The organism is Nocardioides guangzhouensis (genome assembly GCF_004519545.1).
In the GTDB taxonomy this organism is placed as follows: Bacteria; Actinomycetota; Actinomycetes; order Propionibacteriales; family Nocardioidaceae; genus Nocardioides; species Nocardioides guangzhouensis.
Map to the genome: position 1 here is coordinate 25165 of NZ_SDKM01000042.1, position 15878 is coordinate 41042.

Genomic DNA, 15878 nt, shown 5'->3' on the forward strand with positions numbered 1-15878 from the left:
GCCCGGTCGTCGGCGGATCATGCGCCGGCGGGTTCTGCCTCCCTCGAGCAGCCTGCGGTCGCTCGCCGCACCCCCGGCACCCACCTAGAGAAGCCTTCGGTCCGAAGCCCACCTCGTGAGCTCGTGCCGGCTGGAGAGCTGGAGCTTGCGCAGCACGCTGGACATGTGGGTCTCGACGGTCTTGATGGAGATGAACAGCTCCTTCGCGACCTCCTTGTAGGCGTAGCCGCGGGCGATCAGCCGCATCACCTCGCGCTCCCGCTCGGTGAGCCGGTCGAGGTCCTCGTCGACGGCGGCGACCTCGATGGAGCCGGCGAACGCGTCGAGCACGAAGCCGGCCAGCCGCGGCGAGAACACGGCGTCGCCGTCGGCGACCCGGCGGATCGCGTCGACCAGCTCGGGGCCGGTGATGGTCTTGGTGACGTACCCGCGGGCACCGCCGCGGATGGTGCCGATCACGTCCTCGGCCGCGTCGCTGACGGAGAGCGCGAGGAACTTCGTGTCGGTGGGGCCGAGCCGGCGCATCACCTCGACGCCCCCACCGCCGGGCAGGTGGACGTCGAGCAGCACGACCTCGGGCCGGTGGGCGGAGATCGCGGCGATCGCGGTGTCGACGTCCTCCGCCTCGGCCACGACGTCGACGTCGGTGCCGAGCTCGGCGCGCACCCCGGCACGGAACATGGCGTGGTCATCCACGATGACGACAGTGGTCACTGCTTCTCCTCCTGCACCGGCATCCGGAGCACCACCTCGGTGCCCTCCCCGGGCGTGCTGCGCACCTCGGCGGTCCCGCCGTGGCGCTCCATGCGGTCGATGATGCTGCCACGGACGCCGTGCCGGTCCGCGGCGATGGTGGCCGGGTCGAATCCGACGCCCCGGTCCTTGACGAAGACCTCGACGGCCTGCGGCGACACCTCGGCGTACACGTCGACCTTGCCGGTGCCGGCGTGCTTGGCGGCGTTGGTGACCGCCTCGCGGGTGGCGCGCAGCAACGGGGCGTAGGCCTCGGTGAGGGTGAGGTCGCCGACGGTGACCACCTCGACCACCACCTGGCGGCCGGCCTCGACCTCCGCGGCCAGGCCGCGCAGCGCGGAGGCGAGGTGGGTGCCGTCGATGCTGTGCTCCTCGAACAGCCAGGTCCGGAGGTCGCGCTCCTGGGCGCGGGCCAGGCGGGCCACGGTCGGGGCGTCGTGGGCGTTCTTCTGGATCAGGGCGAGGGTCTGCAGCACCGAGTCGTGCAGGTGTGCGGCGACGTCGGCGCGCTCCTGGCTGCGCACCCGCTCGGCCCGCTCGTCGGCGAGGTCGGAGGCCAGCCGGAACACCCACGGCCCGATCGCGATCGCGAGGCCGACGACGCCGAGCAGGCCGGCGACCAGGATCTCGCGGGCGGCGCCGAGCTGGCCGGTGCGGAACGCGAACACCGCGAACGCGGTGAGGATCAGCAGGCCCCCCGCGAACAGCCGGGCGTACGACGCCCAGGTGCCCCGGCCGACCAGCGCCCGCAGCGGGTCGATCCGGCCGGTGGTGTCGAGCCAGCGCTCGCGCTGCGCCTCGTCGGCCTGGCGCCAGATCAGCACCACGCCGCCGATGCCGATCACGACCGGCCAGAACAGGGCGCCGCGGCCGAACGTGGTCTCGAAGGCGAGCACGATGCCGATGCCCAGCGCGGCCAGCGCGATCATCGGGCCGACGTCGACGAACCGGCGCACGGCGCCCGGCCGGCGACCGTCGCGGCTGGCCGCCTCGAGGCCCGGAGCGGCCCGGTTGAACTTGTCGTCGGTCGGCAGCACCATCCAGAGGCCGGCGTAGAACGCGGCCCCGAGCCCGCCGAGCGCGGCGCTCACCACGAACGCCACGCGCACCCAGAGCACGGGCAGGCCGAGGTGCCGGGCGAGTCCCGAGGCGACACCACCGAGGTAGGAGTCGGAGGTGTCACGGGTGGCCCGGCGCGGCTCGTACGGCGCGGTGGTGGTCATCGTGCTCTCATCGTCACACAGCGCCCGGGGCCGGACCATGAGGATCGACCCCGAGCCGACCCTGACCGGCCACCGCGGCTCCCCGGTGACGATCAGGGTCGTCCCCGATGGTCCCGGGGGCGTTCGGGAGACACTGTTGAGTACATGACCACGACACCGCCTGACGCTCCCCACGAGCCGCAGCAGTCCTCGGGCCCGGGCAGCCACGGCGGCCCCCGGGTGACCGGCGACGAGATGCGCGACCTCGCCCGCCTGCGCCGCAGCCGCACCGACCGCCACGTGGCCGGAGTGGCCGGTGGCCTCGGCCGGCACCTCGACATCGACCCGGTGATCATCCGCGTCGCGTTCGTGGTGCTCACGTTCTTCGGAGGGGCCGGCCTGATGGCCTACGGCGCCCTCTGGCTGCTGGTCCCCGAGGAGGACACCGACGAGGCCGTCTTCGACCTCGACGCCCGCACCCGCAACGTCGCGCTGATCGGCATCGGGATCCTCGCGGCCCTGCTCACCGCCGGCGACGTGTGGGGCGGGCCCGGCTGGTTCCCCTGGCCGCTGATCTTCCTCGGCCTGATCGCGTGGGTGCTGATCACCAGCCGCGAGCGCCGCCGGGCGCGGCGGGCCAACCGGGGGAGCTGGACGCCGCCGCCGGCCGGCTACTACCAGCGCGGCACCATGTCCGGCTGGGTCGGTACGCCGGGGCCGGGCGCGCCGGGTGCTGCCCAGGCCGCGACGGCCCAGGCCACCGCCGCGCAGGCCGCGGCCCAGGCCGGCGCACCGTCGACCTCGGCCCCGGTCGCTCCGCCGTCGGGTGGCGCCGGCTCGACCGCGGCTCCGTCGGCAGGTCCGTCGGCAGGTCCGTCGGCGCCGGTTCGGGCCCCCGGCCCCGCGCCGTACGCCGGCACCCCGGGCACGCCGTACACCTCGGCCGCGGCACCGGCGGGACCGGTCCACCCGGCGTACTACGCACCGCCGCGACCCCGCCCGCGTGACCCGCGCAAGGCCGGCCCGATCCTGTTCTGGTTCACGCTCGCGCTGATCCTCCTGGCCGAGGGCGTGCTGGGCACCCTCGACCTGGCCGGCGTGCCGGTGGTCGACTCGGCGTACCCGGCCCTGGCTCTCGGCATCACCGCCCTGATGCTGCTGGTCGGCGCATTCTACGGACGGGCCGGCGGACTGATCCTGGTCGGCCTGCTCGCCACGCTGGTGACGGTCGGGGCGACCGTGGCCGGGGAGTACGACGGTGGACGCATCGACAAGACCCCCCTGACCGCCGCGCAGGTGGACGACTCCTACTCGCTGGACTCCGGCGAGGTGATCGTCGACCTCTCCCGGGTCCGCGACGTCGAGAACCTCGACGGCCGTGACATCCAGGTGCACGCCGGCATGGGCCGGGTCGAGGTGGTGCTGCCGGACGGCGTGGACGTCGCGATCGACGCGCACACCGACGGCCCCGGGCACCTGTCGATCCTCGGCGGCGACAAGGGCGGCGTGAACGTCGAGGAGCGTGCCTCCGTCGACGGCGGCGTCGGTGCCCCGCAGCTCGACCTGGAGGCGTGGGTCGGCGTCGGCGAGGTGGAGGTGAGGACCCGATGAGCGAGAAGGAGCCCACCCCCCAGGACGAGCCGACGAGCGAGGAGACCCCCATGGACGAGCAGGACCGCACCCCGGACCGGAACCCGGCCCCGACCCCGGACGACGAGCCCACCACGGTGCTGGAGACCGGGCGGACGGAACCGGCCGCCGAGCCGGCCGCCGGGCCCGTGGCCGAGCCTGCCGACACGTCCGCCGAGGAGCTGGCCGCCGCCATCCGGGAGCCGTTCACCCTGGGCCACGACGGTGCCGACGACGGTGCCGGCGACGGTGCCGACGACCGGGTCGACGACCCGCACGCCTCGGCCTGGGCGTCGGCCCGGGCGGCGTACCACGCCCCCGCCGACGACCGGCCACGCTCGGGCCGGCACCCGGTCAACGTGGGCCATCTGGTGATGGGCCTGGCCTTCGCCGGCCTGGTCGGGATCTGGGCCCTGGTCGTTGGCGACGTCATCGACAACGACGACATCCGCTGGCTGCTCCCGATCCCCTGGGTGCTCGCCGGTGCCGCCGGCCTGCTCGCCACCACCCTCGGCGGTCGCCGCCGGCGCGACGTCACCCGTTGACTGCGCAACCGGCGCTTCCCACGCGAGGTACTGCGTGGGAAGCGCCGGTTGCGTGTGGTCAGCGGTTGACGAGCCACTCCTCACGGGCCTGGAACAGGGTGTCCGGCTGGTCGGAGAAGATCCCGTCGACGCCGGCGTCGAGGAACGCCCGGGACTCGGCGAACGAGTCGCCCTTGGCGTTCGGGTCGGTGCCGCGGCGGAAGTTCGTGGCCATGAACTGGTTCTCGTCGCGGACCGTCCACACGTGCACGACCAGCCCCGCCGCATGGGCGTCGCGGACCACGGACGACGGCTCGGTGGTGGCACCGGCCGCGTTGCGCGGGAGCACCAGGTCCTTGTGCGCCCCCACCCCGTCGGCGTACGTCGCGATCTCGCGCAGCCCGGCCGGGGTGACCAGGTCGCGGTAGGTGCGCGGGTCGCCCTGCGCGACGAGGTTGTACGGCCCCCCGACGCGTCGACGAGCTGCGCCAGCGGCACGGTCGTCATCCGGTCGAGGTCACGCAGGTTGGCGGTCTCGAACGACTGCAGGATCACCTTCGCGTTCCTGCGGTCGAGGTGGTGCCGCTTCCGCGCGCGCACCAGCGGCTCCTCGAGGGACAGCCCGATGGAGTCGAAGTACGTCGGGTGCTTGGTCTCGGGGTAGACGCCGATCGTGCGCCCGGTGCGCTTCGCCTCCGCGGCCGCGAGGTCGAGCACCTCGTCCAGGGTCGGCACCTCGAACCGGCCGTCGTACCGGGTGTTGTCGGCGCGCACCTGCGGCAGCCGCTCCTTCGCGCGCAGCGTCTTCGGCTCGGCCAGGGTGAAGTCCTCGGTGAACCAGCCGGTCACCGGCCGACCGTCGATGGTCTTCGTCGTGCGGCGGGACGCGAACTCCGGGCGGGCGGCGACGTCGGTGGTGCCGCCGATCTCGTTCTCGTGGCGGGCGACCAGCACGCCGTCCTTGGTGGAGACCAGGTCGGGCTCGATGCAGTCGGCGCCCAGGCGGACGGCCAGGCGGTACGACGCGAGCTTCGGCTTGGCAGCCGGGGCGGCCGGATCCGTCGGGGCGGCAACGGGAGCCGCGGCGGAGGAGGTGGGGGTGAAGAGGAAGGGGGGCGACGACGGCCAGCACGGCCGTTCCGAGAAGGCGCTTCATGCCCCCAGCGACGTGGTCACGGGTGTCCGGGGCGCCGGGGTCCGGTGAACGCCCGGTGAGCGCTCGTCGAGCAGGTCGAGAAGCAGGTCGGGGTGGTCGGTGATCAGGCCGTCGACCCCGGCGCCGAGCAGCAGCCGGGCCTCGGCCGCGAGGTCGCCCGGGTCGGCCGGGCCTCCGGGGCCGCGCAGGTTCGTGGGCAGGTAGCGGTTCTCCAGCCGCAGCGTCCACACGTGCACGGTCAGCCAGAGCCGGTGCGCGGCCCGGACCAGGCCGGACGGATCACCGCACGCGCCGTCCGCGTCGCGGGGCAGCACCAGCGTGGACCGGGGCCCGATGCCGTCGGCGTACTCGTCGATCGTGGCCAGGCCCTCGGCCGTGCACAGGTCGCCGTACGTCGTCCGGTCGCCGGCGGCGCGCAGGTCCGGCGGGGTCCGGTCGGCGTCGTCGAGGAGCTGCACGAGGGGGATCGTGGTCTGCCGGGCGAGGCGGCGCAGGACCGTGGGCTCGAAGGACATCACCGTCACCCGCGAGCGCGGGTGGTCGAGCCCGTGCCGGCGGAGGTCGGCCAGCAGCGCCCGGTCCATCGGCAGCCCGAGCGTGTCGTGGTGGGCGGCGTGCTTGAGCTCGGCCATCACGCCGACGGTGCGGCCGGCACGGACGGACTCGGCGTGCACCATCGCCAGCACCTCGTTGAAGGTGGGGATGCCGGCGGTCCGGTCGTACGTCGCGCTGCCGGGCCGCAGCTCCGGGTGCCGCTCGCGGGCGGCCAGCCGCTTGAGCTCCGCGAGCGTGAAGTCCTCGACGAACCAGCCGTCGCGCTCGACGCCGTCCAGCCGCCGCCTGGTGCGCCGGTCGGCGAGCTCGGGGTGGTCGGCGACGTCCGTGGTCACGGACAGCTCGGCCTCGTGCCGGGCGACCAGCACGCCGTCCTTCGTGGCGACCAGGTCGAGCTCGATGTCGTCGACGCCCATGCGGATCGCCAGCCGGTAGGCGTCGAGCGTGTGCTCGGGCCGGTAGCCGCTGGCCCCGCGGTGGGCCACCACGGCCGGCGTGACGACCAGGCTCCGGTGGGCGGGAGAGGTGGGCGTGGCCGGCCGTCTCCCCCGGGCGCGGGTTCGGCGCTCCACGGACAGCTCGGCCACGCGTTCAGGGCAGCAGGTCCGGGCGTCGTACCGGTGAAGCCCGGGTGACGAACCGGCGAGCGGTGCCGGAACTCCGCAATTGCAGCCGTATGACACATCCCGGTCCCGAAAATCTGTCACGCGGCTGCAATTGCGGCCGGATGACACGATGACCGGCATGGACCTCGAGATGCTGCCCGCCCTCGACCACCTCGACCTGGTCGGCGGCCCGGTCGCGAAGGCGCTGGCCGACTGGCCGTACGCCGACCGGGTGCAGGTCGCCGCGATCGAGCCCGACCTCGCCGACACCGCCGCGATGACCGAGGCCTACGGGCTCTCGCTGCTCGACAGCGCGAACTGCGTCGTGGTCAGCGGCAAGCGGGCCGGCGAGGAGCGGATCGCGGCCTGCCTGGTCCGGGCGGACACCCGCGCGGACGTCAACAACCTGGTCAAGCGCACGCTCGACGTCCGCAAGGCGTCCTTCCACCCCATGGACCGGGCGGTCGAGGAGACCGGCATGGAGTACGGCGGGATCACGCCGTTCGGGCTGCCCGCCGACTGGCGGTTGCTGCTCGACGAGCGGGTGACCGGCATCGGCCGGGCGATCGTGGGCAGCGGGGTACGTCGCTCCAAGCTGTTCCTGCCCGGGGCGCTGCTCGCCGAGCTCCCCGGCGCCGAGGTGCTGCCGGACCTCGCCGGCTGACCCGGGTCACGCCGGCGCCCGTGCGGCGGACGTCGCCAGCGGGATCCCGCGCTCGAGGTAGACGAGGTGCCCGTCGACCTCGGCCACCGACCGGTAGTGCGCGTCGAGCTGCGACTGCGCCCGGGCCGGGTCGATCCCCCACCCGCCCAGCGAGGTGGTGCCGGGTCCGCGCATCGTGACCACCCAGGTCGGGCGGTCCGAGCCGGCGAGCACGGTGGCCAGGTCGGTCAGCCGCGGGTCACGCACCCGCACCGGCAGGCTCCAGAGGCCCGGGTAGGGGCTGCTCATCCCCGTCGACTCGAGGATGTCGGGATGGCCGTACGCCACGACCGCGGTGTCGCCGGGACGGGCGTGGGCGACCAGCCAGGTGTCGACACCGCCGTCCTTCGACTGGCCCACCGGGTGCACGAGCAGCACGGCGAGTGCCACCGTCGCGACCAGCGCGGCGTACCCGAGCGCGGCGCCGGCCGCGATCCGCAGCCGGCCCGGCGACGCGGCGGCCAGGGAGCCGCAGAGCACCAGCCCGGGCACCAGCGCCACCAGGTAGTGCAGCCAGTAGCTGCCGCCCGCCGCGACCGTGAACACCTCCCAGCCGACGACGACCAGCGCCGTCCACAGCACCGGCGCGGCAGGGCCGCGGCGCCACCGCCGGGCGCCGAACACCATGACGACCGGCAGCAGCACCGCGCCGCTGGTGATGCCGGCCACCAGCACCCGCCGGAACCGCTCGCCGGTCGCGGCGCTGGCCGAGGCCCGGATCACCTCCCCGGCCTGGAGGCGGAACGTCACCACCGCGTCCCAGAGCGCGCCGGGCTCGGTGCCGCGCACGTCGGCGGCCAGCACCACCAGCGCGGTGAGGGCCACGGCGCCGATCGCGACGCCGGCCAGGTCGGCGACCACGCGACGTACGCCGGCCCGGTGGCCGGCAGGACCGCGGGCGAGGACCAGCAGCGGCCCGGCGGCCAGCAGCACGTCCAGCTCGTTCTGCTTGACCAGTGCCGCCGCCGCACCCACCACGCCGGCGGCCACCAGGAGCAGGAGCCTGCGCACCGGGAGCCGGCGCCCGAGCGCGGCCCGGTCGCCCTCCAGCAGGAGCACCAGGCCGAGCAGCACCAACGGTACGGCGACCAGCTCGCCGTCCACCTCGAACGACCCGACCAGCGGGCTGGCCAGGAACACCCCGCTGGTGAGCGCGGCGACCACGACCGCCGGGTGCGGGTCACCGGCGCCGACCCGGTCGGCGACCAGCCGGCCCACCCGGGCCGCGAGCAGCACCGCAGCCGCAGCGAGCGCGGCGCCGAGCAGCCGCAGCGCCACGGCCCCGCCGAGCCGGTCCGCGAGGCCGAAGAACGCGATCAGCAGCGGCGGGCGGTCCACCCAGTAGTTGCCGTACAGCGACCGTCCGGGCGACCACTGGCCTGCGACCAGCAGGAAGCCGCCCTCGTCCGAGGACAGCGGGCGGCCCACGAACGGGAGCCGGGCAGCCGTCGCGGCCGCCGCCACCACCAGCGGTACGGCGGCCGCCCGGGGCAGCTGTCCGACCCCCATCGCACCTCCCTCGACCGGGCCCGAGCCTCCCTCCCGTCGACGCTAGGGGGCCCGGATGAAGGGTCGATGAAGCCGGCGCCGGGCGATCGGTCCGGGGTGACGAGGGGCACCCGAAAACCGTTCGCTATCGAAGGATCTCGTCCGTACCGTGAAAGGGTGCGCCAGCTTCCTCTCGAGAACCCCGGAACCGCCGACCACCGGTCGGCGGGCAGGTTCTTGTGGTGGATGGCGAAAGGCCAGTGGCGGACGCTCGTCATGGGGATGGTCTTCGGCATCATCTGGATGAGCGCCCAGGCGGTCATGCCGGCGGTGATCGGCCGCGCCATCGACGACGGCGTCGCCGCGAAGAACTCCGCCGAGCTGCTGCGGTACGCCGGGATCCTGTTCGCGATCGGCCTGGTCCAGGCGGTCAGCGGGATCATGCGACACCGGTTCGCGGTCACCAACTTCCTGACCGCGGCGTACCGCACCGTCCAGCTCATCGCCCGCCAGGTGGTCCGGCTCGGCGGCACCCTCCCGCGCAAGGTGAGCACCGGCGAGGTGGTCGCGATCGGCAACACCGACCTGTCCTCGCTCGGCCAGGTCATGGACGTCACCGCCCGTTTCGCCGGGGCGATCGTGTCGTTCGTGCTGGTCAGCGTGATCCTCCTGCAGACCAGCACGACGCTGGGCCTGCTGGTGCTGCTCGGCATGCCCGCGCTGATGCTGCTGATCGGCCCGCTGCTCGCCCCGCTCCAGCGCCGCAGCGCGGTGCACCGGGACCTCATGGGCGAGCTCTCCAACACCGCGAGCGACATCGTCAGCGGGCTCCGGGTGCTGCGCGGGATCGGCGGTGAGCAGGTCTTCCTCGACCGCTACCGCCGCGAGTCGCAGCGCACCCGCCGCGCCGGCGTCCGGGTCGCCCGCGTCCAGTCGGTGCTCGACGCGCTGCAGGTGTTCCTGCCGGGGCTGTTCGTCGTGGTGGTCGTCTGGCTGGGCGCGCGCTACGCCGTCGAGGGGCGGATCTCGGCCGGCGAGCTGGTCGCGTTCTACGGGTACGCCGCGTTCCTGCTGCTGCCGCTGCGCACCGCGACCGAGTACGCCAACAAGGTGATCCGGGCCCGGGTGGCCGCGCGCCGCGTGTGCCGGGTGCTCGCGCTCGAGCCGGACCTGCGTCCGGTGCCGACACCGGAGCCGTCGCCCCCGGTGGGGTCGACGCTGGTCGACACCCGGACCGGGTTCTCCGCACGCCCCGGCCTGCTGACGGCGGTCGTGTCCGAGCAGCCCGACGACTCGGCGCACCTCGCGGACCGGCTCGGCCTGCACACTCCGGAGCCCGACGACGAGGTCCGGCTGGGCGGGGTGCCGCTGACCCGGCTGGACCCGTCGGAGGTCCGGACCCGCGTGGTCGTGTCCGACACCGGGTCCTCCCTCTTCATGGGCCGGCTGCGTGACCGGCTCGCCCTGGCCGACGCCGACGACGAGGCGATCGCGCTGGCCCTGCACGCCGCGAGCGCGGAGGACGTCCTCGAGGCGCTCGAGGGCGGGCTCGAGGGCGAGGTCGCGGAGAAGGGGCGCTCCTTCTCCGGCGGCCAGCGCCAGCGCCTGGTGCTCGCGCGGGCACTGCTGACCGACCCCGAGATCCTGGTCCTGGTCGAGCCGACCAGTGCGGTCGACGCCCACACCGAGTCCCGGATCGCGGCCCGGCTCCGCGAGCACCGGGCCGGCCGGACCACGGTGGTCACCACCTCCAGCCCGCTGATGCTGGACGAGGCCGACGTGGTCGCGTTCCTGGTCCGCGACCGCGTGGTCGCCACCGGCACGCACCGCGAGCTGCTCGACACCCACCCGGCGTACCGCGCCACCGTCACCCGTGAGGCCGCGATGGAGGAGGCCCGATGAACACCGTCCTCCCCGTCGCGGGCTCCCGGGACGTCAGGGCGTACGCCGCGCACCTGGCCCGGCACCACCGCACCAAGGTGGCGCTGATGATCGGGCTGCACGCGCTGGCGGCCCTGGCCGCCCTGGCGGCGCCGCGGCTGCTCGGCGACCTCGTCGAGTCGGTCGAGAACGGCACCACCACCAGCCATGTCGACACGATCATCGCGGTGCTGGCGGTGTTCCTGGTCCTGCAGACCGTGCTCACCCGCTACGCCCGCTACGTCTCGCAGTCGTTCGGCGAGCAGGTGCTGGCCGAGCTGCGCGAGGACTTCGTCGACAACACGCTGGCGCTGCCGGTCGGGGTCGTGGAGTCCGCCGGCTCCGGCGACCTGCTCACCCGCACGTCCCGCGACGTCGACCAGCTCGGCTGGTCGGTGCGCTGGGCGCTGCCGGAGTGGACGATCGCGGTGGTCACCGCGGCCCTCACGTTCGTGGCCGCGATCACGGTGGGCTGGTGGGTGCTGCTGCCGTGCCTGCTCGGCGTCCCTCCGCTGGTGATCGGGCTGCGGTGGTACCTCGCCCGGGCGAAGGACGGCTACCTCCGCGAGAACGCGACGTACTCCGCGATCAGCGCGACCCTCACCGAGAGCACCGAGGGTGCACGCACCGTCGAGTCGCTCGGCCTCGGCGACGAGCGGATCCGCACCATCGACGGCAACTGCGGGGACTCCTACGACGCCGAGAAGTACACCCTGCGCCTGCGCACCGTGTTCTTCCCGTCGATGGAGATCGCCTACCTGCTCCCGACGGTGGCGACCCTGCTGTTCGGCGGCTGGCTCTACACCCGAGGGCAGGTGTCGCTGGGCGAGGTCACCGCGGCCACCCTCTACGTCCAGATGCTCATCGACCCGGTCGACCGGGTGGTGGCGATCATGGACGAGCTCCAGATCGGAGCGGCCTCGCTCGCCCGGCTGCTCGGCGTCGCGCAGGTGCCGGACGACCGGGTCGCCACCGGCGCGCAGCCGCAGGGCGAGAAGCTCGACGCCGAGGACGTGCGGTTCGCGTACGTCGAGGGGCGCGACGTGCTGCACGGTGTCGACCTGTCCGTGGGCGTCGGCGAACGGATCGCGATGGTCGGCCCGTCCGGCGCCGGCAAGTCGACCCTGGGCCGGCTGCTCGCGGGCATCCACCCGCCGGGCGCGGGCTCGGTGACCGTGGGCGGGGTCGGCCTGACCGAGCTGCCGCTGGACGACCTGCGTGGGCACGTCGCTCTGGTCACCCAGGAGCACCACGTGTTCGTCGGCAGCATGCGCGAGAACCTCGCGCTGGCCGCCAAGCCCGGCGCCACCGACGAGGACATCTGGGCGGCGCTGGCGGCGGTCGACGCGGAGGAGTGGGTGCGCGCGCTGCCCGACGGCCTCGACGAGGCGGTCGGCTCCGGGGGTCGCTCCCTGACCGCTGCCCAGGCGCAGCAGGTGGCGCTGGCCCGGCTGGTCCTGGCCGACCCGCACACGCTGGTGCTGGACGAGGCGACCTCGCTGATCGACCCGCGCGCCGCCCGGCACCTCGAGCGGTCGCTGGCCGCGGTGCTGCACGGCCGGACCGTGATCGCGATCGCGCACCGGCTGTTCTCCGCGCACGACGCCGATCGTGTCGCGGTGGTCGAGGACGGCCGGATCACCGAGCTCGGCAGCCACGACGAGCTGGTGCACGCCGACGGTTCCTACGCCGCGCTCTGGCGCTCCTGGAACGGCACCTGACCCCCACCCCGTTGAGACGCGCCTCCCTGAGCGATGAGACGCGCCTCCCTGGGCGATGAGACGCGCCTCCCTGGGCGATGAGAAGAGCGCCCCGCCGGGCGATGAGAAGCGCCTCCCTGGGCGATGAGAAGAGCGCCCCGCCGGGCGATGAGAAGCGCCTCCCTGGGCGCCCGCCAGTCAGGGAGGCGCAACTCAACGACACGGGTCTCGAAACCCGACCTGCGAGGATGGGTTTCGGGCAGCGTCCCGGCGGGTACGTCGAGCCCACGGGGCCTGCGGATCTCGGGCCCGCAGGACCACGCTATTCCTGGCCCTCGCCCCGCCCTCTTCGTTGAGTTGCGCCTCCCTGAGCAGTGAGTTGCGCCTCCCTTGACCAGCACTGCAAGGGATCCGCGACTCAACGCTCAGCCCGGCACGACTCAACCCTCAGCGGGGCGCAACTCAACCCTCAGCGGGGCGCAACTCAACCCTCAGCGGGGCGCAACTCAACGCTCAGCGGGGCGCAACTCAACGCTCAGCGGGGCGCGACTCAACGCTCAGGGGGGCGCGACTCGACGACGGGTCAGAGGCCGGTGATGCGGATGCCCGAGCGCACCTTGTACGTGCGGTTGATGGAGATCAGGACGGCCGTGAGCGGCTCGAGCTGACGGGCCAGCCGGAGCTTGCCGGCGTCGACCCCGATCCGCGAGGTCACCGCCCGGGCCAGCTCCTGCGCGACCTCCTTGGCGTCGCGGTCGTCGCCGACGACCAGCACGTCGTCGTGGTCAAGGTACTCCTCCTCCCCCCACAGCGACACCGCGGAGACGTGGTGGAACGCGCCGACCACGCGGGCGTCCGGGGCCAGGCCGCTGGCGGTCTCGGCGGCGGACTGCTCGAGGTCGAGCCCGTACGCGCCGCGCTTGTCGAACCCGAGCGGGTTGACGCAGGAGACCACGACCTTGCCGGCGAGGGCGTCCGCGAGCGACGCGACCAGCTCGTCGTGACCGTCGTACGGCACCGACAGCAGGACCACCTCGGCGCCGGCCGCTGCCTCGACGTTCGCGGCACCGGACAGCACCGGCGCGTGCCCCTCCGCGGTGAGCCGGTCGGCGACCTCGTGCGCGGTCGTCACCGCCTTCTCCGCGGTCCGCGAGCCGATCACCACCTCGTGGCCGTGCCGGGCGAAGCGGTAGGCCAGGCCCTTGCCCTGCGGGCCGGTGCCCCCGATCACCGCGATGCGATACGTCGTCACGCGCCGTCCTTCCCCAGCTGGTCGAGCGGCCCGTCGAGGACCCTTGCGATCGTGACAGTGATTCTGTCACAGTTGCCGGACATGAAGCTCTCCCTGCCCCTGATGTACGCCGGCAACCCGCGCGAGGCCGCCGACCAGGTCGCCGCCCTCGAGCAGGCCGGGCTGGACACGGTCTGGATCGCCGAGGCCTACGGCTTCGACTCCCCGACCCTGATGGGCTACCTCGCGGCCAAGACCGAGCGGGTCGAGATCGGCTCCGCGATCCTCAACATCTACTCCCGCACGCCCGGCACGCTGATCCAGACCGCGGCCGGGCTCGACAACGTGTCCGGGGGCCGCGCGATCATCGGTCTCGGTGCGTCCGGGCCCCAGGTCATCGAGGGCTGGCACGGCGTCCCGTACGACAAGCCGCTGGCGCGCACCCGCGAGATCATCGACCTGATGCGCCGCGGCCTGCGCCGCCAGGTGCTCACCAACGAGGGCATCATCAACCTCCCGCTGCCGCCCGGGCAGGGCACCGGCCTCGGCAAGCCGCTGAAGATCCTCACCCACCCCGAGCGCGACGCGGTCCCGATCTACGTCGCGGCGCTCGGCGCGAGGTCCGTGGAGCAGACCGCCGCCATCGCCGACGGCTGGCTGCCGATCCTCTTCCTCCCCGAGCAGGCGCCGAAGGTCTGGGGCGAGGCGCTGGACAAGGGCCGCGCCCGGCGGGCGGAGGGACTGGCGCCGCTGGAGATCTCGGCCGGCGGCATGTGCGCGATCGGCGAGGACGTGAAGGGCCTGCTCGACTTCGCCCGCCCCTTCGTCGCCCTGTACGTCGGCGGCATGGGCGCCCGGGGCAAGAACTTCTACAACGACCTCGCCTGCCAGTACGGCTTCGAGGCCGAGGCGAAGAAGATCCAGGACCTCTACCTCGACGGCCACAAGAAGGAGGCCGAGGCCGCGGTGCCGCTCCAGATGCTGGAGCTGGGCAACCTCGTCGGCCCCGCGTCGTACGTCGCGGAGCGGGTCGCGGCGTTCAAGGAGGCCGGCGTGACCAACCTGCAGATCACGCCCGCGGCCGAGGACCCGGTGGCCCTGGTCGCGCAGATGCGCGAGCTGGTCGACGCCTCATGAACACCCCCACGAACCACTCGCTGCGCTCGCGCTTCGCCGGGGACCTCGCATGAGCCTCGACCGCAGCGTCTACGAGCAGGAGCACGAGGACTTCCGGGCCGGTGTCGCGGCGTTCCTCGAGCGCGAGTGCGTGCCGCACCAGGAGAAGTGGGAGGCCGACGGCATCGTCGACCGCGAGGTCTGGCGCAAGGCCGGCGAGCAGGGGCTGCTCGGGCTCCAGCTCGACGAGCAGTACGGCGGTGGGGGCACCACCGACTACCGCTTCAACGCGGTCATCGTCGAGGAGATGGCCAGGCGCGGCGTCTACGGCTGCGCATTCCCCCTGTTCAACGACATGATCGTGCCCTACCTCGTGGCCGCCGCGAACGACGAGCAGAAGGCCCGCTGGTTCCCGGGGCTGGCCCGCGGCGAGCTGATCGCCGCGATCGCGATGACCGAGCCCGGCGCCGGCTCGGACCTCCAGGGCATCCGCACCACCGCGGTCGACGCCGGCGACCACTACGTGCTCAACGGGCAGAAGACGTTCATCTCCAACGGCATTCTCGCCGACCTGGTGATCGTGGTGTGCCGCACCGACCCCGACGCCGGCCACCAGGGCATCAGCCTGCTGGTGGTCGAGCGCGGCATGGAGGGCTTCGAGCGCGGCCGCAACCTCGACAAGATCGGCCAGCACGCGCAGGACACCGCCGAGCTGTTCTTCGACAACGTGAAGGTGCCGAAGGCCAATCGGCTCGGCAACGAGGGCGAGGGCTTCGTGCACCTGATGACGAACCTCTCCCAGGAGCGGCTCTCGATCGCGCTGGCCGCGGTCGGCGCGGTCGAGAAGGTGCTTGACCTGTGCCTCGCCTACGTCAAGGAGCGCACCGCGTTCGGCCGCCCGATCGGGACGTTCCAGCACACCCGGTTCGTGCTCGCCGAGATGGCCACCGAGGCCCGGATCGCCCGGGTGTTCGTCGACGACTGCGTCGCGAAGCACGTGCGCGGCGAGCTCGACCCCTCGACCGCGTCGATGGCGAAGTGGTGGACCACCGAGCTCCAGAAACGCACCGTCGACACCGGCGTGCAGCTCCACGGCGGCTACGGCTACATGAGCGAGTACCCCATCGCGCAGGCGTTCCTGAACTCCCGCGTCCAGACGATCTACGGCGGCACCACCGAGATCCAGAAGGAGATCATCGGTCGGAGCCTGGGGTTGTAGCGTGCGTCTCTCACGTCGGCGCCGTCGCGAGCGGGATATCGCGCCGATCTGGCAAGGCGGAGGTGCGAAGGCGGGAC

Annotated in this window: 13 protein-coding genes and 1 pseudogene; 7 read left to right on the plus strand and 7 right to left on the minus strand. The window is 73.5% G+C overall.

Features of this window, described 5'->3' with window-relative positions; genetic code table 11:
• Positions 1-84: 84 nt before the first annotated feature.
• Positions 85-681, minus strand: a complete 597-nt coding sequence (locus tag EKO23_RS21025) for a LuxR C-terminal-related transcriptional regulator (RefSeq protein ID WP_425464412.1) — start codon at positions 679-681, stop codon at positions 85-87.
• A gap of 29 nt (positions 682-710) precedes the next feature.
• Positions 711-1976 (minus strand): ATP-binding protein, encoded by a 1266-nt coding sequence (locus tag EKO23_RS26295; protein ID WP_246051218.1) that lies wholly within the window; start codon positions 1974-1976, stop codon positions 711-713.
• A 144-nt stretch (positions 1977-2120) separates the two neighbouring features.
• Here EKO23_RS26295 and EKO23_RS21035 point away from each other — a divergent pair, with 144 nt between their 5' ends.
• A complete protein-coding gene (locus EKO23_RS21035) occupies positions 2121-3566 on the plus strand; it encodes a PspC domain-containing protein (protein WP_134720398.1) in 1446 nt (481 codons plus the stop codon).
• A complete protein-coding gene (locus EKO23_RS25455) occupies positions 3563-4129 on the plus strand; it encodes a hypothetical protein (RefSeq protein WP_167880580.1) in 567 nt (188 codons plus the stop codon). The genes EKO23_RS21035 and EKO23_RS25455 overlap by 4 nt, the downstream gene beginning before the upstream one ends.
• Before the next feature lie 58 nt (positions 4130-4187).
• Here EKO23_RS25455 and EKO23_RS26545 read toward each other — a convergent pair whose 3' ends face one another.
• The 3 genes and pseudogenes from EKO23_RS26545 to EKO23_RS21050 form a co-directional block, all read right to left on the minus strand.
• Positions 4188-4526, minus strand: a complete 339-nt coding sequence (locus tag EKO23_RS26545; RefSeq protein ID WP_342773625.1) for a glycerophosphodiester phosphodiesterase family protein — start codon at positions 4524-4526, stop codon at positions 4188-4190.
• Positions 4527-4621: 95 nt separating this feature from the next.
• A pseudogene (locus EKO23_RS26550) lies at positions 4622-5122 on the minus strand (glycerophosphodiester phosphodiesterase family protein); the annotation flags it as partial.
• 138 nt (positions 5123-5260) lie between these two features.
• Entirely contained in the window at positions 5261-6406 is a 1146-nt protein-coding gene (locus EKO23_RS21050) for a glycerophosphodiester phosphodiesterase family protein (protein WP_167880581.1), read from the minus strand.
• Positions 6407-6563: 157 nt separating this feature from the next.
• On the opposite strand from EKO23_RS21050, the gene EKO23_RS21055 reads away from it, so the two are divergent.
• Positions 6564-7088: a YbaK/EbsC family protein gene (locus tag EKO23_RS21055; RefSeq protein ID WP_134720404.1), complete on the plus strand. Its 525-nt coding sequence runs from the start codon at positions 6564-6566 to the stop codon at positions 7086-7088.
• Positions 7089-7094: 6 nt separating this feature from the next.
• Here EKO23_RS21055 and EKO23_RS21060 read toward each other — a convergent pair whose 3' ends face one another.
• The gene (locus tag EKO23_RS21060; RefSeq protein ID WP_134720406.1) at positions 7095-8636 is read right to left on the minus strand and encodes a hypothetical protein; all 1542 of its coding nucleotides are present in this window, start codon (positions 8634-8636) and stop codon (positions 7095-7097) included.
• 156 nt (positions 8637-8792) lie between these two features.
• Between EKO23_RS21060 and EKO23_RS21065 the strand changes: the two genes are divergently transcribed.
• Positions 8793-10517 carry an ABC transporter ATP-binding protein gene (locus tag EKO23_RS21065; protein ID WP_217702738.1) on the plus strand — a complete coding sequence of 575 codons (1725 nt, stop codon included), beginning with the start codon at positions 8793-8795 and terminating at the stop codon, positions 10515-10517.
• The gene (locus EKO23_RS21070; protein WP_134720408.1) at positions 10514-12256 is read left to right on the plus strand and encodes an ABC transporter ATP-binding protein; all 1743 of its coding nucleotides are present in this window, start codon (positions 10514-10516) and stop codon (positions 12254-12256) included. Before EKO23_RS21065 ends, EKO23_RS21070 begins: the two co-directional genes overlap by 4 nt.
• 562 nt (positions 12257-12818) lie before the next feature.
• On the opposite strand, the gene npdG is transcribed toward EKO23_RS21070, so the two are convergent.
• Positions 12819-13487, minus strand: a complete 669-nt coding sequence (gene npdG / locus EKO23_RS21075; RefSeq protein ID WP_134720410.1) for an NADPH-dependent F420 reductase — start codon at positions 13485-13487, stop codon at positions 12819-12821.
• 81 nt (positions 13488-13568) lie between these two features.
• Between npdG and EKO23_RS21080 the strand changes: the two genes are divergently transcribed.
• Both EKO23_RS21080 and EKO23_RS21085 read left to right on the plus strand, forming a co-directional pair.
• A complete protein-coding gene (locus tag EKO23_RS21080) occupies positions 13569-14603 on the plus strand; it encodes an LLM class F420-dependent oxidoreductase (protein WP_134720412.1) in 1035 nt (344 codons plus the stop codon).
• Positions 14604-14652: 49 nt separating this feature from the next.
• On the plus strand, positions 14653-15801 hold the full coding sequence (locus tag EKO23_RS21085) for an acyl-CoA dehydrogenase family protein (RefSeq protein ID WP_134720414.1): 1149 nt from the start codon (positions 14653-14655) through the stop codon (positions 15799-15801).
• Positions 15802-15878 lie beyond the last annotated feature (77 nt).